The sequence below is a fragment of the Streptomyces sp. NPDC043738 genome (assembly GCF_056436545.1).
This window is the reverse complement of the sequence record NZ_JBWKCJ010000018.1, coordinates 79,184-96,167: the sequence shown is the minus strand read 5'-3', so window position 1 is coordinate 96,167 and position 16,984 is coordinate 79,184. Positions and strand designations below refer to the sequence as shown.

Annotated in this window: 12 protein-coding genes and 1 pseudogene; 6 read left to right on the top strand and 7 right to left on the bottom strand. The window is 73.7% G+C overall.

What is annotated here, in order from left to right; all coding sequences use genetic code 11:
- Positions 1–17: 17 nt before the first annotated feature.
- Both AC0680_RS23305 and AC0680_RS23300 read right to left on the bottom strand, forming a co-directional pair.
- Positions 18–944, bottom strand: a complete 927-nt coding sequence (locus AC0680_RS23305; protein WP_478631866.1) for an NAD(P)-dependent oxidoreductase — start codon at positions 942–944, stop codon at positions 18–20.
- A 184-nt stretch (positions 945–1,128) separates the two neighbouring features.
- The gene (locus AC0680_RS23300) at positions 1,129–1,623 is read right to left on the bottom strand and encodes a DUF3145 domain-containing protein (protein WP_384427187.1); all 495 of its coding nucleotides are present in this window, start codon (positions 1,621–1,623) and stop codon (positions 1,129–1,131) included.
- 323 nt (positions 1,624–1,946) lie between these two features.
- On the opposite strand from AC0680_RS23300, the gene AC0680_RS23295 reads away from it, so the two are divergent.
- From AC0680_RS23295 to AC0680_RS23285, 3 genes are all read left to right on the top strand, one after another.
- Positions 1,947–2,858: an SGNH/GDSL hydrolase family protein gene (locus AC0680_RS23295; protein WP_478631863.1), complete on the top strand. Its 912-nt coding sequence runs from the start codon at positions 1,947–1,949 to the stop codon at positions 2,856–2,858.
- 88 nt (positions 2,859–2,946) lie between these two features.
- Positions 2,947–4,014: an aldose epimerase family protein gene (locus tag AC0680_RS23290; RefSeq protein ID WP_478631861.1), complete on the top strand. Its 1,068-nt coding sequence runs from the start codon at positions 2,947–2,949 to the stop codon at positions 4,012–4,014.
- Between the two features lie 150 nt (positions 4,015–4,164).
- Entirely contained in the window at positions 4,165–4,863 is a 699-nt protein-coding gene (locus AC0680_RS23285; protein ID WP_478631858.1) for a DUF4097 family beta strand repeat-containing protein, read from the top strand.
- A gap of 79 nt (positions 4,864–4,942) precedes the next feature.
- Here AC0680_RS23285 and AC0680_RS23280 read toward each other — a convergent pair whose 3' ends face one another.
- Complete coding sequence (locus AC0680_RS23280; RefSeq protein ID WP_478631855.1) at positions 4,943–7,558, bottom strand: beta-glucosidase; 2,616 nt, start codon at positions 7,556–7,558, stop codon at positions 4,943–4,945.
- A gap of 139 nt (positions 7,559–7,697) precedes the next feature.
- Between AC0680_RS23280 and AC0680_RS23275 the strand changes: the two genes are divergently transcribed.
- Positions 7,698–8,387 (top strand): TetR/AcrR family transcriptional regulator, encoded by a 690-nt coding sequence (locus AC0680_RS23275; RefSeq protein WP_478631852.1) that lies wholly within the window; start codon positions 7,698–7,700, stop codon positions 8,385–8,387.
- Positions 8,388–8,416: 29 nt separating this feature from the next.
- On the opposite strand, the gene AC0680_RS23270 is transcribed toward AC0680_RS23275, so the two are convergent.
- Entirely contained in the window at positions 8,417–9,175 is a 759-nt protein-coding gene (locus tag AC0680_RS23270; protein ID WP_478631849.1) for an LppU/SCO3897 family protein, read from the bottom strand.
- A gap of 131 nt (positions 9,176–9,306) precedes the next feature.
- Between AC0680_RS23270 and AC0680_RS23265 the strand changes: the two genes are divergently transcribed.
- A complete protein-coding gene (locus AC0680_RS23265; RefSeq protein ID WP_478631846.1) occupies positions 9,307–10,620 on the top strand; it encodes a pyroglutamyl peptidase in 1,314 nt (437 codons plus the stop codon).
- 70 nt (positions 10,621–10,690) lie between these two features.
- Positions 10,691–12,094 carry a nitrilase-related carbon-nitrogen hydrolase gene (locus AC0680_RS23260; RefSeq protein ID WP_478631844.1) on the top strand — a complete coding sequence of 468 codons (1,404 nt, stop codon included), beginning with the start codon at positions 10,691–10,693 and terminating at the stop codon, positions 12,092–12,094.
- A 199-nt stretch (positions 12,095–12,293) separates the two neighbouring features.
- On the opposite strand, the gene AC0680_RS23255 is transcribed toward AC0680_RS23260, so the two are convergent.
- From AC0680_RS23255 to AC0680_RS23245, 3 genes and pseudogenes are all read right to left on the bottom strand, one after another.
- Positions 12,294–13,217 (bottom strand): ribokinase, encoded by a 924-nt coding sequence (locus tag AC0680_RS23255; RefSeq protein WP_478631841.1) that lies wholly within the window; start codon positions 13,215–13,217, stop codon positions 12,294–12,296.
- A 123-nt stretch (positions 13,218–13,340) separates the two neighbouring features.
- Positions 13,341–15,352 (bottom strand): annotated as a pseudogene (locus tag AC0680_RS23250) (ABC transporter permease/substrate-binding protein).
- Complete coding sequence (locus AC0680_RS23245; protein ID WP_478631838.1) at positions 15,342–16,949, bottom strand: sugar ABC transporter ATP-binding protein; 1,608 nt, start codon at positions 16,947–16,949, stop codon at positions 15,342–15,344. Before AC0680_RS23245 ends, AC0680_RS23250 begins: the two are co-directional and overlap by 11 nt.
- Between the last annotated feature and the right edge of the window lie 35 nt (positions 16,950–16,984).

Here is a 16,984-nt window from a genome sequence, read left to right as displayed (position 1 = left end):
GGGCCCTTGGCGTGTCCTCAGGGCCGGTCCTGCCCCGGCCCATGGAGCAGGTCCCGGCCTTTGAAGCTCGCGAAGTACGCGGCCGCGGCGTCCTCGTCGCCGTGGCCCTGCTCCTCGGCCCGGCGAAAGCGCTCGGCGGCCGCCGCCGCCAGATCCATCCGTACCCCGGCGTCCCGGGCCGCCCCGGTGATGAGCCGGGCATCCTTGCGGGCCGCGGACACCGTGAAGCTCGCAGGGTAGTTCCCGGACAGGATCAGCTCGGATTTCAGCCGCAGATACGGCACATCGAGCGCCCCGCCGGCGACCACGGCGAGGAAGTCGCGCGGGTCGGCCCCGAGCCCCTCGGCGAGGGCGAGGGCCTCCCCCGTGCCGTTGATGAGGGTCAGCACCCAGCTGTTGACGACGAGCTTGAGGCGGCTGGCGGCGCCGCTCGCGGCGTCCTCGCCGATCCAGTGGGTGGCGCTCCCGACGATGTCGAAGACCTGCCCGGCGCGCTCGCGTACGTCCTGCGGGCCGGCCGCCAGGATCGTCAACTCGCCTTTCTCCGCCGGCGCCTTGGTGCCCAGGACCGGGCAGTCCACGAAGCGCAGCCGGTGCTCGTCGGCGAACCGGGCGAGCGGGGCGACCCCTTGGACGCCCACCGTGCTCGTCTGAAGCCACACCGCACCGGCCCCGAGCGCCGGTGCCGCCTGCCGCAGCGCGTCGAGGACGGCGTCCCCGTCGCGCAGCATGGTCACGACCACCTCGGCGCCGTCCACCGCGTCGGCGGCGGTGTCCGCGATCCGGACCCCGTCGGCGGCCAGCGGCTCGGCCTTGGCGCGGGTGCGGTTCCAGGCGCGGACGTCCAGTCCGGCCCTGGCGAGGTTGCGGGCCATCGCCGCGCCCATGATTGCGGTGCCGAGCACGGCCACTGAGGGGGTGTCGGGAGAGTTGCTGTCGGTCATGGCGGCACGCTAGACGCTGGAGCGAACTCCAAGGCAAGGGGGTCGTGCGGCCGCGCCGGTGCCCGCGGCCGCGGCGTGTCGGGGCGGTGCCGAGCGGGCGTCAGACGACGTGGTGGAGGCGGCGGACGGGCGCCGCGTTCCTCATACGGCCCTGGGGCAGCCGGCGCACCGGCGCCGCACTACCTCATACGACCTGGTGCAGCCAGCGCACCGGGGCGCCCTCGCCGGCGTACCGGAACGGCTCCAGCTCGTCGTCCCAGGGTTTGCCGAGGAGTTTGGCCACCTCGGCGGCCAGTTCGGTCTCACCGCGCGCGGAGCGGGCGACCGCGGCGCGCAGCCGGTCCTCGGGGATCAGGATGTCGCCGTGGATGCCCGTGACGGCGTGGAAGATGCCCAGGTCGGGAGTGGAGCTGTAGCGCTCCCCCTCGGCGGTGGAGCAGGGTTCCGCGGTCACCTCGAAGCGCAACAGATGCCAGCCGCGCAGCGCGGAGGCCAGTTTGGAGGCCGTACCGACCTCGCCCTGCCAGGAGAACTCGGCTCTCCACGTGCCCGGGGACGCCGGCTGGCGGATCCAGTCGAGGTTGACGCGCACACCGAGGACGCCCGCCACTGCCCATTCGACGTGCGGGCACAGCGCGCGCGGAGCGGAGTGGACGTACAGAACTCCACGTGTCGTCACCGGGACCTCCAGTGCGGTTCGAGGTTCGCCTTCCCCAGCGGCCTCGTGCCCGTTCCGGTTGCGGCCGGGACAGTTGCCATTCTGCCCCAGTGATCACTTCGGCACCAGCATGCGAGGTGACCTACAGTAAACACCATTGGACTGAATTTGCCGCAAAAGGGACAGGAAATGACGTGATGTAATTTGTCTGTGCCGACTGCACTTGCCACTTTGGGTCACCGCCCGGCAGGCACGGGGCAAAGCTACCGCGCAGTGCCAGGCGAAAGGGTGACGTACCGTCGGTACCCGAAGAGATATCACTCGCACGCCGGAGGGGACAGGGGATGACGCAGATCGATCGGCCCTTTCGCCCCCGGCGCAGCCGCCCGGGCCTGAGAATCTCACGCACCGTAGCCGCCGCTGCCACCCTGTTGATCACCCTGGCCGCCTGTAGTGCCGGCGGCGGCTCCACCTCGCACTCCGGCGCATCGGGCAACCAGCGGGCCAAGAAGGCGCCCACCTGGCGGACCGACCCCGCCTCGCTGGCGGCGCTCGGCGACTCGATCACCGTCGGCTTCGACGCCTGCACGGTGCTCTCCGACTGCCCCGAGGTCTCCTGGGCCACCGGCACCGACCCCAAGGTCGACAGCCTGGCCCGGCGGCTGGTCGCCCGCCCCGCCACCCACAGCTGGAACTTCGCGAAGACCGGCGCGCTGATGAGCGACCTGCCCGACCAGGTCGCCGCGGCCGTTCCACGCAAGCCCGAACTGGTCACGGTCCTGATCGGCGCGAACGACGCCTGCCGTCGCAGCGTGGGCGCGATGACCCCGGAGGCGGCCTTCCGGGCCGACTTCACGCGGTCCCTGGCGTCCCTGCGGCGCGCCCTGCCGCGCACCCAGGTGTACGTCGCGGCGGTGCCGGATCTGCTGCGGCTGTGGTCCGAGGGCCGTAAGAACCCGCTCGGCAAGGAAGTGTGGAAGCTGGGGATCTGCGGGTCGATGCTGCGCGACCCGGACGATCTGACGAAGTCGGCGCAGGACCGGCGGGCGAAGGTCCGGGCGCGGGTGGTCGCGTACAACTCGGCGCTGGCGGAGGTGTGCGGCAAGGATCCGCTGTGCCGGTTCGACGGCTCGGTCTTCGACTACCGCTTCACCGACCGGCAGTTGAGCACCTGGGACTGGTTCCATCCGGGCGCCCGCGGCCAGCGGGAACTCGCGGAGCTGGCGTTCCGGGCGATCACCCGCAGGCAGTCGTAGCCCGGGCGGGCACGCCCCGGACACGTCGCGGTAGCCACGTGCGGTCCCCAGAGGGCGCCGGACGGCCGCCGGGCATAGGCTCGCGGCCATGAACACGCAGGTCGGCAGGGAACTCTTCGGCACGCTGGGCGACGGCACCCGCGTCGACCGCTGGACCCTTCAGACCGGCTCCGGGGCGGGCGCACTGCGGGTGGGCGTGCTGACGTACGGCGGGATCGTCCAGAGCGTCGAGGCCCCGGACCGGGACGGGACGACGGCGCAGCTGGCGCTCGGCTTCGCCGATCTCGATTCGTACCTCGCGCACGGTGGGTCGTACTTCGGCGCGCTGGTCGGGCGGTACGCCAACCGCATCGCCGGGGCGCGGTTCGCGCTCGACGGCAGGACGTACCCGCTGACGGCGAACGACGGGCGCAACAGCCTGCACGGCGGGCCGGGGAACTTCTCCCGGGTGGTGTGGGACGCCCGGGAGGTCGAGGGCGGCGTGGAGCTGCACCGGGTGAGCCCGGACGGTGAGGAGGGGTTCCCCGGCACCCTGGACGTGCGCGTGACGTACACCCTCTCCGCGGGACCGGACGGCGCGGCGCTGCGGATCGCCTACCGGGCGGAGACCGACGCTCCGACGGTCGTCAGCCTCACCAACCACACCTATCTCAACCTGGGCGGCGACGGCAGCGGCAGCGCCACCGGGCACGAGCTGCGGCTGGCGGCGTCGCGGTACACGCCCGTCGACGGCACCGGCATTCCGCTGCCGGGCGCGCCCGCCGAGGTCGCCGGCACCCGCTTCGACTTCCGGGCGGCACGGACGGTGGACGGCGCCTACGACCACAACTTCGCGCTCGACGGCGGGGTGAGCGAGCAGCCGCGCGGGGTCGCCGAGCTGTACGATCCGCGCTCCGGCCGCGCACTGGAGGTGGCCACCACCGAGCCCGGCCTGCAGCTCTACACCGCCGGCCACCTCGACGGCACCCTGATCGGCACCTCAGGGGTCCCCTACGGCCCGGCGGCCGGTCTCGCCCTGGAGACCCAGCACTTCCCGGACTCCCCCAACCGCGCGGATTTCCCCAGCACGGTCCTGCGCCCCGGCACGGGCTACCGCTCGGAGACCGTGTACGGATTCTCGGTCCGGCCACGCCGGGCCGGCGCGGGGGCCGCCTGAGGGCGGGGGTCCCCTAGGGGAGTGTCATACCGTGCGGTGACGGCAAGGTCATACCGTACGGCGACGACCGCGGGGCGGCGAAGGCCGAAGATGGGCTGTGATCGGTTCCGATCGCTCCGACCGTCGCCTGACCCGGGAGAACTCGTCACCATGGCCCGCCTCCGCGCCCCTCATCTCGTCCTGTCCTGTGCGGCGTTGACCGCGCTGGTGACCGGCTGCTCGCTGTCGGGTTTCGGCCCGACGAAGGAGGCGGAGCGCACGTACTCGGTGGACGGCAAGGTCACCGCGCTGTCGGCGACCACGCACGGCGGGGACATCGAGGTGGTGCCGGTCGCCGCCGGAGAGTCGGTCAAGGTGCGCGAGAAGTACCGCTACAACGACCACAAGCCGACGCCCGAGCACGGAGTCAAGGACGGCCGGCTGACGCTGAAGGCCGGGGACTGCGGCATGGGGCGCAAGTGCGAGGTGGACTACCGGGTGCTGCTGCCGCGTGACGCCTCGATAGATCTGCACACCAGCGGCGGCGACATCACCATCCGGGGGGCGGCCGGCCGGATCACCGCGGAGACCAGCGGCGGCGACATCACCGTCACGGACTCCACCTCCCGTTCGACGAAGGTGAAGACCAGCGGCGGCGATGTGGACGTCGCGCTGGACTCGGCGCCCGACGAGGTCTCGGGGCGGACCAGCGGAGGCGATGTGACCATCCGTCTCCCGAAGGGCACCTACGCGGTGGACGCCTCGACCAGCGGCGGCACCAGCAAGGTCTCCGTGCCGACGGACCCGAAGTCCGGGCACAAGGTGACGGCGCGGACGAGCGGCGGGAACGTATCGGTGAGGATGTCATGACCGGGGCGATGAAGGCGGCGGTCTCATGACCGGGTTCCGGGGGCGCCCCTGGCGGGAAGCCCCCCCGGACACGCCCGCGTCAGCCCACGGTGACCTCCGCGGTCAGCCTGCGGTCGGCGACACTGTGCGCCGCCTCGACGGTGTAGACGCCCTCGACCCTGCGCCAGCCGCGGTCCTTCTCCTCCCAGACCGCGAAGGCGCGGTCCGGCAGCGGGATCTCGGCCTCGGCGCTCTCGCCGGGAGCGGCCTCGACGACGGCGAAACCCGCCAGCCAGCGGGCCGGGCGCTCCGGTGCATCCGGGGCGGTGTCCGCGGGCGGCGCCAGATAGATCTGGACGACCTCGCGGCCGGGCCGGTCGCCCGCGTTGCGGACCCGGACCCGCACCGAGTCCGGCGTGGTGTCCAGCGACTCGTACTCCCAGTCGGTGTAGCCCAGACCGTGGCCGAAGGGGTAAGCGGGAGCCACCGCGGACCGCTGCCAGGCGCGGTAGCCGATGAAGACGCCCTCGGAGTAGTCGAGTCGGCCTTCGGTCGGGGTGACGGTGGTGACCGGGGCGTCGTCGAGCCGGGCCGGCCAGGTGGTGGGCAGCCGCCCGCCCGGCTCGTGCGCGCCGAGCAGGACGTCCGCCAGCGCGGCACCGGCCTCCTGGCCGGGGAACCAACTCAGCAGCACCGCGGGCACCTCCGCGCGCCACGGCAGCTCCACCGGCGAGCCGGCATTGACGACCACGACGGTGTGCGGGTTGACGGCGGCGACCCGGGTGACCAGCTCGCCCTGACGACCGGGCAGCCGCAGGTCGCCGCGGTCGAAGCCCTCGGACTCGACCTCCTCGGTGGTGGCGACGACCACGACCGCGACATCGGCGGCCGCCGCGACGCGGACCGCCTCCTCGATCTCGGCGCCGGGGTCACCCTGCGGCTCGCTGTGGCCGAGGGAGAAGTACAGCGCGTCGACGCCCTCGCCCAGGCCGAGCCGCAGCGGGACGAAGCGCAGGGTGACCTCGACCCGCTCCCCCGCCGTCAGCTCCGTCGTCACCCGCTGCTCGACGGGGTGCATGAGGGTCTCGAAGGGGTCGTTGCCCTCCGGCGCGCAGCGGTCGTCGAAGAGGACCGAGCCGCCGACGGTCAGCCGCAGCTCGCCGCTGCCGGCGACGGCGAAGGTGTGGCCGCCGGTGAGCCGCGGGGTGAAGCTCCCGGTCAGTTCGACGGCGTCGAGGTTCTGCCGGGTGACACCCGCCGGGAAGCTGCCCGTGGCGCGCACCCGGCCGTCGAACTGCGCGGTCTCGGCCAGCAGTCGGCCGTCCGCGGCGAGGTAGCGGGCGCGCAGGGTGAAACCGTCGCGGGCGTGCGGGAGGCGGGTGCGCGGCTCCGCGCCGGCCGCGAAGGCGACCTCGACGTGGTCGGGCAGCGCGGCGCGCAGTCCCTCCAGCGGGGAGACGACGGTCTCGGGAAAGACCGTCGCCGAGCCGCCGCCGAGCACCCGCGCCTCGCGCGCGCCGGCGCCGATGACGGCGATGCTCCGGACCGCCGCGGGGTCGATCGGCAGCGCCCGCCGCGCGCCGGCGACGGGTTCGTTGCGCAGCAGGACGAAGCCGCGCCGGGCGACCTCGCGGGCCACCGCCCGGCCGTCGATCCCCCGCGGGACACCGGTCGGGTCGACGGCGGCCGGCACCCCGTCGAGACACCCCGTGCGCGCGGCGAGCAGCAGCACCCTGCGCACCGCGTCGTCGACGTCCGACTCCGCGACCTGCCCTGCGCGCACGGCCTCGGCGAGCGGGACGCCGAAGACGGTACGGGGGCCCGGCATCGCCACGTCCAGCCCGCCGCGCAGTGCGCGCACGGTGTCGCGGGCCGCCGTCCAGTCGGAGACGTTGACGCCGTCGAAGCCCCATTCGCCGCGCAGCACATGGTGGACGAGCGAGCGGTGCTCGGTCATCGTCGCGCCGTTGACCTGGTTGTAGGCGGTCATGATGCCCCAGGGGCGGGCTTCTTTGACGATGTGCTCGAAGGGCGCCAGATACAGCTCGCGCAGCGGCCGGGGAGCGATGCGGTTGTCGACGGTGAGCCGTTCGGTCTCGGCGTCGTTGCCGACGAAGTGCTTGACCGTCGTACCGACGCCGCCCTCCTGCACACCGCGGACATATCCGGCGCCGATCGCGCCGGTGAGCAGCGGGTCCTCCGAATAGCACTCGAAGTGGCGGCCGCCCAGCGGTGAGCGGTGCAGATTGACGGTCGGGGCCAGCAGGACGTGCACACCCTTGCGGCGGGCTTCCTGGGCGAGGAGGTGACCGGCCCGGCGGGCCAGCCCGGGGTCCCAGGTGGCGGCCAGCGCCGTGGGGCCGGGCAGCGCGATGGAGGGGTCCTCGGCGCTCCACTGCGAGCCCCGCACCCCGATCGGGCCGTCCGACATCACCAGCGAGCGCAGCCCGATCCCGGGCACGGCCGGCAGCGTCCACATGTCCTGGCCGGACAGCAGCCGGGTCTTGGTGTCGAGGTCGAGTCCGGCGAGCGCCCGCTCGACGGCCGCGGCATGAGCGCCGGCGCCATCGTCGTCCGGGGCCCGGTCGCCGTCCGAGGGCTGGTCGCCGTCCCGAGCCCGGTCGTTGTCCTGGGTCCGGTCGCTGTCCGGAGCCCGGTCGCGGATCGGACGCCGGTCGTCGTCGCGGGCGGGGTCGAGGGGCTGGTCGTCGGTCATGCGGCTCTCCGGTGCTCCCTGAGTGGATCTACGGCCTCCCTGTCCGGATTCTTTCCCTCCCACCTGCCGAACGGTAAGCGTCGTTACCTTTCCGTTATCCATCCGTACGGGACCTCCACTCCGGGGTTACGCTCGGCCGGTGAGTGCACGAGAGCAGCAGGCGCCCCGCGCCGGCCGGCCGGCCCCGCGGCGGGCCGGCGGCGGGCGGGAGGCGCAGCGCGCGGAGCGCCGGGAGGCGATCCTGCAGGCCGCCATGGCGCTGATCGCCGAGCGCGGCTACCGCCGTACCTCGCTCGCCGCCGTCGCCGAGCGCGCCGGGCTGACCCAGCAGGGCCTGCTGCACCACTTCCCCACGAAGGAGCTGCTGCTGGTCGGCGTGCTGGAGGCGCGCGACCGCTGGGACCTGGCCTCGGCGGCCGCGGTGTCCGGGGCCCGGCGCACCGGCACCCTCGCCCAGCTGGTCGACTACAACGCCACCCGACCCGGCATCGTGCAGACCTACACCGTGCTGTCCGCCGACAGCGTCACCGAGGACCACCCCGCCCGCGACTTCTTCGAGTCCCGATTCCGCTGCGTACGCGCGGCGATGGCCGAGGTGCTGCGGGCCGAGTACGGCGAGAGGCTGCCCGGTGGCCTGACCCCGCAGCGGGCGGCGCCGCTGCTGGTCGCGGTGATGGACGGGCTGCAGCTGCAGTGGCTGCTGGACCCGGACGACGTGGACATGCCCGCGTCGTTCCGGGACTTCCTGGCGCTGCTCGGGAGCGGGGGCGGGGACGGGAGCGGGAACGACGGGCCGGCCGAGAGGCCCGGCCAGGCCGAACCGGGCTGAACCCTGAACCAGATCGGAAGGAGAGCCCCCTAACGGACCGGCGCGAGGCAGGAGACGGTCATCTTGTCCGGGCTGTATTCGAGGTCCGCGAGCAGCTCGCCGTCCGCGCAGGTGTCCTTGGGTGCGTCGAGCCTGCGGGTCACCAGGTACTGGGCATCGGCCGATCCGCATGCCACGACTTCGAGGTCCTGGTCGTGCCAGTCGCCTTCGTTGCGGACGCAGTCGCCGACGGCGAGGGTCGGGGTCCTTCCGATCCCTGCCCCCTCGACGAACGCGCCGAGCACGAACAGGGTGGGGATCGCCAGCGCCACGAGCGCCATCGGCACCAGGAACAGCAGCGCCTCGGGGCGGCGCAGCAGCGACCTGCCCGGATCGAGGGAGGGCCCGAAGCCGCCTGCCGGGGCGGCCAGTTTGCGGAAGCGGGCCCGTGGACCGAGGTTCACCAGCAGGGTGATCGGGGTGATGACCACCGACAGCGGGCTCCACCAGCCCTGCCACAGGGTCTTCGCGGACATCTCGCGGTAGGTGGCCAGCCCGCAGGAACGGCAGAACACCGCGCTCCGGCTGAGGAACCGCATCAGGAAGAGGATGCCCTGATGCCCGCGCACGGTGGCCCGGACGGCGGGCTGGGCACCGCAGAACTCGCAACCGGGGGCGGTGGCGTAGGGCACGGGGTGCGACTGCTGGACGTAGGGCCCCGTGGGCTGCTGGGCGTAGGGTCCCGTGGACTGTTGGCCATACGGCTGCGCATACGGGTAAGGGCCGTGCGGCGGTGGCGGTGTGGCCACGGAGACTCCCCCTGGATTGCTCTGACGTGCCGGACGCATGGGCGGACCGGACCAGAAACCCTAACGGCGGGCCGTATCAAGCCATCCCGCGCCCTCTACCGCCGCACCGCGCGCCCCGTTTTACTCGCCCCATGAGACGCATACGCACCAGGCCGGTCGCACTCGGCATCGCACTGCTCGCCACCGTCCCGCTGTCCCTGACGGCTCCGGCCCAAGCGGCCGGCGCGAGCGGGACCACCGCGGCACGGACCGCGGTCGAGCAGGTCACGGTGGAGGAGGCCCGGCTGACGCAGGCCGCGCCGCAGGAGATCCTGCGGCGCAGCGCATTCGACGACCAGGCGCGGGAGTTCGGGCGCGGGCTGACCCGCCTGGAGGGCTACCCGCAGGCCAGGCGCTATGTCGCGGACGCGGGACGGGCGCTGTGGCGGCGGGCGGTGGACCGGGCGCAGGGGCGCGGGCCCGAGGGCGGCGATCTGAGCCGGGACGACGACCGGCCGTTGTACTGGGCGCGGCTGGGCATGACGAAGGAACTGCGGCAGTGGCGGCCGGACTTCGCACTGTCCCCTGCCCGGCGTGCCGCGCTGCTCGATTCGCTGGAGCGCGGCACGCGCGGGCAGGACGGCATCGAACTGCCCGCCGGGAAGCAGGTGCTGCGGATCGTGGTGACCGGGTTCGACCCGTTCCAGCTGGACGGCGATCCACGGCGGAGCAATCCGTCGGGGGCGGCGGCACTCGCACTGGACGGGACGACGGTGCGCACCGCGTCGGGTCGGACGGCCCGGATCGAGGCTGCCGTCTTCCCCGTACGGTGGGCCGACTTCGCGGCCGGCACGGTGGAGCGCACCCTGCTGCCGCACTTCCGGCGCGGGCCGCGGCAGGTGGATCTGTTCACGACGATCAGCCAGGGACGCCCGGGGAGGTTCGACGTCGAGCGGACCAACGGGGCCTGGCGGGGCGGCTATCCGGACAATGTGCGGGAGTCCCGTACGCAGACCGTGCCGATTCCGGCGGGGGTGCCGACCGTGACGCCGCAGCCGCAGTGGACGACCACCAGCCTGCCCTACGCGCGGATCACCGCGGCCGACACCGGGCCGTATCCGGTGGTCGACCACACGGCCGTCACCGAGATCCCGGCGGGCGGCACCGAGCCGGTCGAGCGGCCGAGCGGCCCGACGCCGGGGTCCACGGCCCGCGCCGGTGGCGGCGGGGACTATCTGTCCAACGAGATCGCCTACCGGGCGACGCTCCTGCGGGACGCGGTGCGGCGGCCGGCGCTCCCGGGCGGCCATCTGCACACTCCGGTGCTCCAGTTCGGTCCCGGCAACACCGATCCGGCCGGCGGTCAGGTCACCGACCCGGTCTTCGTGCACAACCGGGTCGCGATCATCGGGCAGGTACGGGCGGTCGTGGCGGTGGCGGCTTCGAAGGAGGCCTCCGGCGGGTAGCGCGGCGGCGGCCCGGAGAGGTTATCCACAGGCCGTCACGCGCCGTGAACTGCGGCGGCATCATGGAGCCATGATCCTTGCTGCCGCACAGTTCACCCCCGTACCACGCGACATCGACGCCAACGCCGCGCGGATGGCCGCGCTCGTCACCGAGGCCGCGGGACGCAACGCGGATCTGGTGGTCTTCGCCGAACTCGCGCTGTCACGCTACGACCTGGAGGCGATAGCGGCCGACCCGGAGAAGATGACGGTCGCCCCCGACGATCCCCGGCTGGCACCCGTCAGGGAGGCCTGCCGGGCGACCGGCACCGCCGCGGTCGTCAATGCCCCGGGGCGTGCGGCGGGGGACGGCCGCCGCCCGTTCCTGAGCACCTTCGTCTACGGGCCGGACGGCGCGCTGCTCACCCGCTACGACAAGCGGCATCTGTCCGGGGCCGAGAACGACCTCTTCGCGCCGGGCACGGCCGAGGGCCGCTTCACCCTGGGCGGGATCCGCTTCGCGCTCGCCACCTGCTACGACAACGACTTCCCCGAGGTGCCCGAGCGGGCCGCGGCGGACGGCTGCCGGGTGTACCTCGCCAGTTCCTTCCACGACGACCCGCAGCGGATGGCGCGGTACGCGGCGATGGCGCGGAAGCACGGGCTGCACATCCTCCTCGCCAACGGCACCGGCACCGCCACCGGCGTCGACCGCCCCGACCGCCCGGCCTGCGGCCGCAGCGGCGCCTGGCTGCCCACGGGCGAGCAGGTGGCGGCGGCCGGCGCCGGGACGGACCTGGCGCCGGGCGAGGGCTTCGAGCTGGTGCTGACCGATGTCCGCGACCGGATCACGCTGATGGCGGACCCGGAGGTGGCGGCGATCGGGGTCGAGGAGTGCGGTGAGCCGCTGATGGACGTCCGCACCGCGGCGCCCGCGCTGCTGGCCGGCGCGGACCGGCTCGACGAGCGGGGCGCGTTCGCCCAGCTGCGGCAGGGGGTGCTGCGGCGGCTGCTGGCGGCGCAGGAGTCGCTGCCGGACGGGCTGCGGCTGCAGTTCGTCGAGGGCTACCGCCCGCCGGAGCTGCAGCGCCGCTACTTCGAGGAGTACGTGGAGGAGCTGCGCGCCGCCCGGCCCGGCTGGGATGCCGAGCGCCTCCACCGGGCCGCCAGCCGCTATGTGTCGCCGCCCGACATCGCGCCGCACAGCGCGGGCGGCGCGGTGGACCTCACCCTGGTCACGGCGGACGGCCAAGGCGTCGACATGGGCACACCCATGAACGCCTCGCCGGAGGAGAGCGACGGCGCGTGCTACACGAGCGCCCCGGATCTGACGCCGGCGGTCCGCACCCACCGCCGCATACTGGCCTCCGCCCTGCGGGCGGCCGGTCTGGTCAACTACCCCACCGAGTGGTGGCACTGGTCCTACGGCGACCGCTACTGGGCACTGGCGACCGGCGCGGACCATGCGCTGTACGGCCCGGTGGAGGGGTGGTGACACCACCGGCCGGCTGACGGTCCCCCAGCCGTGCGGCGCCGACAGCCGGGCAACCGTACGGCGCAGGCGACCCCGCGTCCGTACGGCGCAGGCGACCCGGCACCCGTACGGCGTCCCGCAGCGGTACGGCACCGGCGGCCCAGACCCGTACGACGCCGGCGCTCCGGCACCCGGGCGGCGCCGGACCGGCCGAGGGGCCTCAGCCCTGCGGAGCCTCCGGCGCCAGCAGCTCCAGCTCGGCCCGGGTCGGATAGGACGGCTGGGCGCCCGGCTTGGTGACGGCCGCGGCGCCGACGCGTACGGCGAAGCGGGCGGCCTCCGGGAGCGAGTCGCCGCGTGCCAGGCGGGTGGCGAGGGCGCCGGTGAAGGCGTCGCCGGCGCCGGTGGTGTCCACGGCCTTGACCCGGACGCCGGCGACCTCGCTGGCTCCGGCGGCGTCCAGGACCAGCGCGCCGTCCCCGCCGAGGGTGACCACGACCGAGCGGGCGCCCTGGTCGAGCAGCGCCTGCGCCCACTCGGCGGGGGTGCCGTCGGCGCGGCCGGAGAGCTGGCGGGCCTCGTGCTCGTTGACCACCAACGGGTCGGCCACCGCGAGGAGTTCGGTCGCGAGGGCCGCCTCGGGGGCCGGGGAGGGGTTGAGCACGACCCGGGTGCCGGCCTGCGCGGCGGCCTCGGCGGCGGCCCGTACCGACTCCATGGGGATCTCCAGCTGGAGGGAGACCACCGAGGAGGCGGCGATGACCTCCTTCGCCGCGGCCACGTCCTGCGGGGTGAGGGCGGCGTTGGCGCCGGGCGAGACCACGATGCTGTTGTCGCCGTCCGGGTCGACGATGATCATCGCGGTGCCGGTGCGGGCCGCCTCGTCCACGATGACCGGTGTGACGTCGGTGCCGGCCCCGCGCTGGGCGTGCAGCAGCAGTTCGCCGTACGCGTCGCCGCCGACCCGCGCCAGCAGTGCGGTGCGGCCGCCGATCCGGGCCGCGGCGGCCGCCTGGTTGGCGCCCTTGCCGCCGGCCGATTCGACCAGGTCCGTGCCGAGCACGGTCTCTCCCGCGCCGGGCCGCCGCTCGACCCGTACCGTCAGATCCGCGTTGGCCGAGCCGACCACCAGGACGTCATACATGCGCCGTTCTCCCATGTCTCAGCGGCGCGCTTCGATAGCCGTGCGCCGCTCTGCCGATTGTTGTCATCCGTTGTCTCGCCCGCCGTCCCGCTCGCCGGCCCGTCCGCCGTCTCATCCGCCGTCTCATCCGCCGTCGAACTTCGCGGCGTTCTCCGCCGTCACCAGCACCACCGGCACCTTGACCGACTCCGGCAGCCTCTCACCGCGGGCGGCCTTCAGCGCCCAGTCCACGGCCTGCCTGCCGAGGAGTTTCGGCTGTTGGGCGACAGTGGCGGTCAGGGTGCCGCCGCGGACCGCCTCGACGCCGTCCGGGGTGCCGTCGAACGCCACCACCTTCACGTCCCCGCCGGACCGCCCGCCCAAGGCCTTGGACGCGCCGAGCGCCATCTCGTCGTTGGCGGCGAACACCCCGGCGATGTCGCGGTGCGCCTGCAGCATGTTGGACATCACGTCCATGCCCTTGGTGCGGTCGAAGTCCGCGGGCTGGCGGGCGACGACCTGGATGCCGGGGTACTTCCTGATGCCCTCTTCGAAGCCCCGGCCGCGCTCGCGGGCGGCGGAGGTGCCGGCCTGGCCCTCCAGGAAGGCCACCTTCCCCTTGCCGCCGAGCGATTCGGCCAGCGTCTTCGCGGCGAGCCGGCCGCCCGCGACGTTGTCGGAGGCGATGGTCGAGCCGACCGTGCCGCCGTTGACGCCGCGGTCGATGGAGATGACCGGTACCTTCGCCCGGTTGGCGACGCCGACGGCCGGGACGGCGGCGTCGGAGTCGACCGGGTTGATGATCGCTGCCTTGACGTTCTGGCTGGTGAACGTCTCCATCTGGTTGATCTGCTGGGTGGGGTCGTTCTGCGCGTCGGTGATGTTGATGTGCAGCCCCCGGGCGTCCGCCTCGGCCTGGGCGCCTTCCTTGATGCCGACGAAGAACGGATTGTTCATCGTCGACAGCGCGAGGCCCAGGTCGGTGTCGCCACCGCGGTCGCAGCCGGCCAGCCCGAGGGCCACGGTCGCGGCAAGCCCGGCCGCCAGCGGCGCCCTGGCCCGGGCGACCGCCCCGCGCCCGGCGGCCCTCCTGAGGCGCACGGTCCGTCGCGTCCGTTCCGTCCCCGCCGCACTCCGGCTCCGGGCGGTCATCGCGCGCTCCGGCGCCGCAGCGTGTCCAGCAGCACCGCCAGGGCGATGACCAGCCCGGTGGCCACCTGCTGCCAGAACGCCGAGACGCTCAGCAGATTGAGGCCGTTGCGCAGTACGGCGAGGATCAGCGCGCCGATGAGGGTGCCGGACGCCTTCCCGGAGCCGCCGGAGAGGCTGGCCCCGCCGATCACCACGGCGGCGATCGCGTCCAGTTCGTATCCGACGGCGGCCTGCGGCTGGGCGGAGGTGAGCCGGGCCGCGAGCACGATGCCGGCCACCGCCGCGAACAGCCCGGACAGCGCGTAGATGACGAGCTTGCGGCGCTTGACGTCGATGCCGCAGAGCCGGGCCGCCTCCTCGTTGCCGCCGATCGCGAACATCGCGCGTCCGGTGTACGTACGGGCCAGGACCAGGGCGGCGACCAGCCCCATCACGATCATGACGAGGACGGGTACCGGCAGCCAGCCGCCGAGGGTGTCGCCGAGCCTGCCGACCGGGCCGGGGAAGGCGATCGGCGAGCCGCCGGAGATGACCAGCGCCAGACCGCGGCCGACCGAGAGCATCGCCAGCGTGGCGATGAAGGCGGGCAGCCGGCCGTAGGCGACCAGCGCGCCGGAGACCAGTCCGGCCGCCGCGCCGACCGCGAGGCCGAGCAGCACCGAAGCCCACACCGGCAGGCCCCCGGCGGTGGCCGCCCAGGCGACGACGGTGGCGGAGAGCGCCGCGACCGACCCGACCGACAGGTCGATACCGGCCGAGACGATCACGAAGGTGACGCCGAAGGCGAGGATCGCGGTGACCGACGCCTGGACGCCGACGTTGAGGAGGTTCTGCCCGTTGAGGAAGTCCCCGGACAGCGCGGCCATCACGACGACCAGGGCGATCAGGCCGCCGAGCGGGCCGTTTTTGAGGACCGCCCGGGAGAACCACGGCCCGGGGCCGCCCCGGGCCGGTGCCCGTCCCACCGCCTGGGCGGCGGCTGCCGTCTTCACCTCAGCGGACATCGGAGCCCTCCATCGCGCTCTGGTTGGTGTGGTGGCCGTCGGGGGTGCCGTGCGGGGACTGCAGCGCGAGCTCCATCACGGCGTCCTGGGTGGCCTCCGCGGCCGGCAGTTCGCCGACCAGCCGGCCCTGGGACATCACCAGCACCCGGTCGCTCATGCCGAGCACCTCGGGCAGATCGCTGGAGATCATCAGCACCGCCCGGCCGGCCGCCGTCAGTTCGTTGACGAGCTGGTAGATCTCGACCTTGGCGCCGACGTCGATGCCGCGCGTGGGTTCGTCGAGGATCAGCAGCCTGGTGTCCGCCAGCAGCCACTTGCCGATGACGATCTTCTGCTGGTTTCCGCCGGAGAGCGTACGGGCGCTCTGCGCCAGATCGCTCATCCGCACCTTCAACTGCTCGGCGACGGCGGCCGCTTCGCGCCGCTGGGCGCCGCGGTCCACCAGCCCGCCGCGGGTGTCGCGGTCGAGCCGGGCGAGGGTGAGGTTGTCCTGGAGGGACGCGTCCAGGACCAGGCCCTGGCCCTTGCGGTCCTCCGGTACGAGGCCGAGGCCGGCGCGCATCGCGGCGCGCACATCGCCGCCGGCCAGCGGCTCGCCGTCGACCTCGACCGTGCCGGCGTCGTAGCGGTCCACGCCGAAGACGGCCCGGACGACCTCGGTGCGGCCCGCGCCGACCAGTCCGGCCAGACCCACCACCTCTCCGGCCCGCACCTCGAAGTCGATTCCCTCGAAGACCGGACCGGCCGTCGTCCCGTGACGGGTCAGACCGCGGACCCGCAGCAGGGGCGCGCCCGGCTCGTCGGGGCGCACCCGCGGGTACTGCTCGGCGATGTCCCGGCCCACCATCAGGCGGATCAGCTCGTCCTGGTCGGTGGCGGCGGGCACCTGGGCGACCGAGCGGCCGTCGCGCAGGACGGTGACCCGGTCGCCGAGCGCGCCGATCTCCTCCAGGTGGTGGGTGATGAAGAGGATGCCGACACCGGCGTCGCGCAGTTCGCGGACGATCGCGAAGAGGGTGACGACCTCCTCGGAGGTGAGCACCGCGGTCGGCTCGTCCATGATCAGGACACCGGCGTCGAGGCTGAGGGCCTTGGCGATCTCGACCATCTGGCGCCGGGCGATGCCCAGTTCGGCCACCGGGGTGTCCGGGGAGACGTCCAGGCCCACGCGGGCGAGCAGCTCGGCGGCGCGGGCGCGCAGGGCCCTGCGGTCGATCAGGCCGAGCGCGGTGCGCGGCTGGCGGCCCAGGAAGAGGTTCTCGGCGACGGTCAGCCCGGGGACGAGGTTGAACTCCTGGTAGATCGTGGCGATGCCGAGGCGCTCGGCGTCCCGCGCGGAGCGGATGTGCACCTCGCGCGGGCCGTGCGGCCCGTCGTCGACGAGGATGCGGCCGGCGTCGGGGCGGTGGGCGCCGGAGAGCATCTTGATCAGGGTGCTCTTGCCCGCGCCGTTCTCGCCGAGCAGGACGTGCACCTCGCCGCTGCGCAGGCTCAGGTCCACCCCGTCCAGTGCGCGGACGCCGGGGAACGACTTCGTCACCCCCTCCACGCGCAGCAGTTCACGGCCGCCCGGTACGTCGTCGTTGACGCCGGTCATGCGCTGCCCCTCTCTTCTTCGGGTCGCCTTGCGGT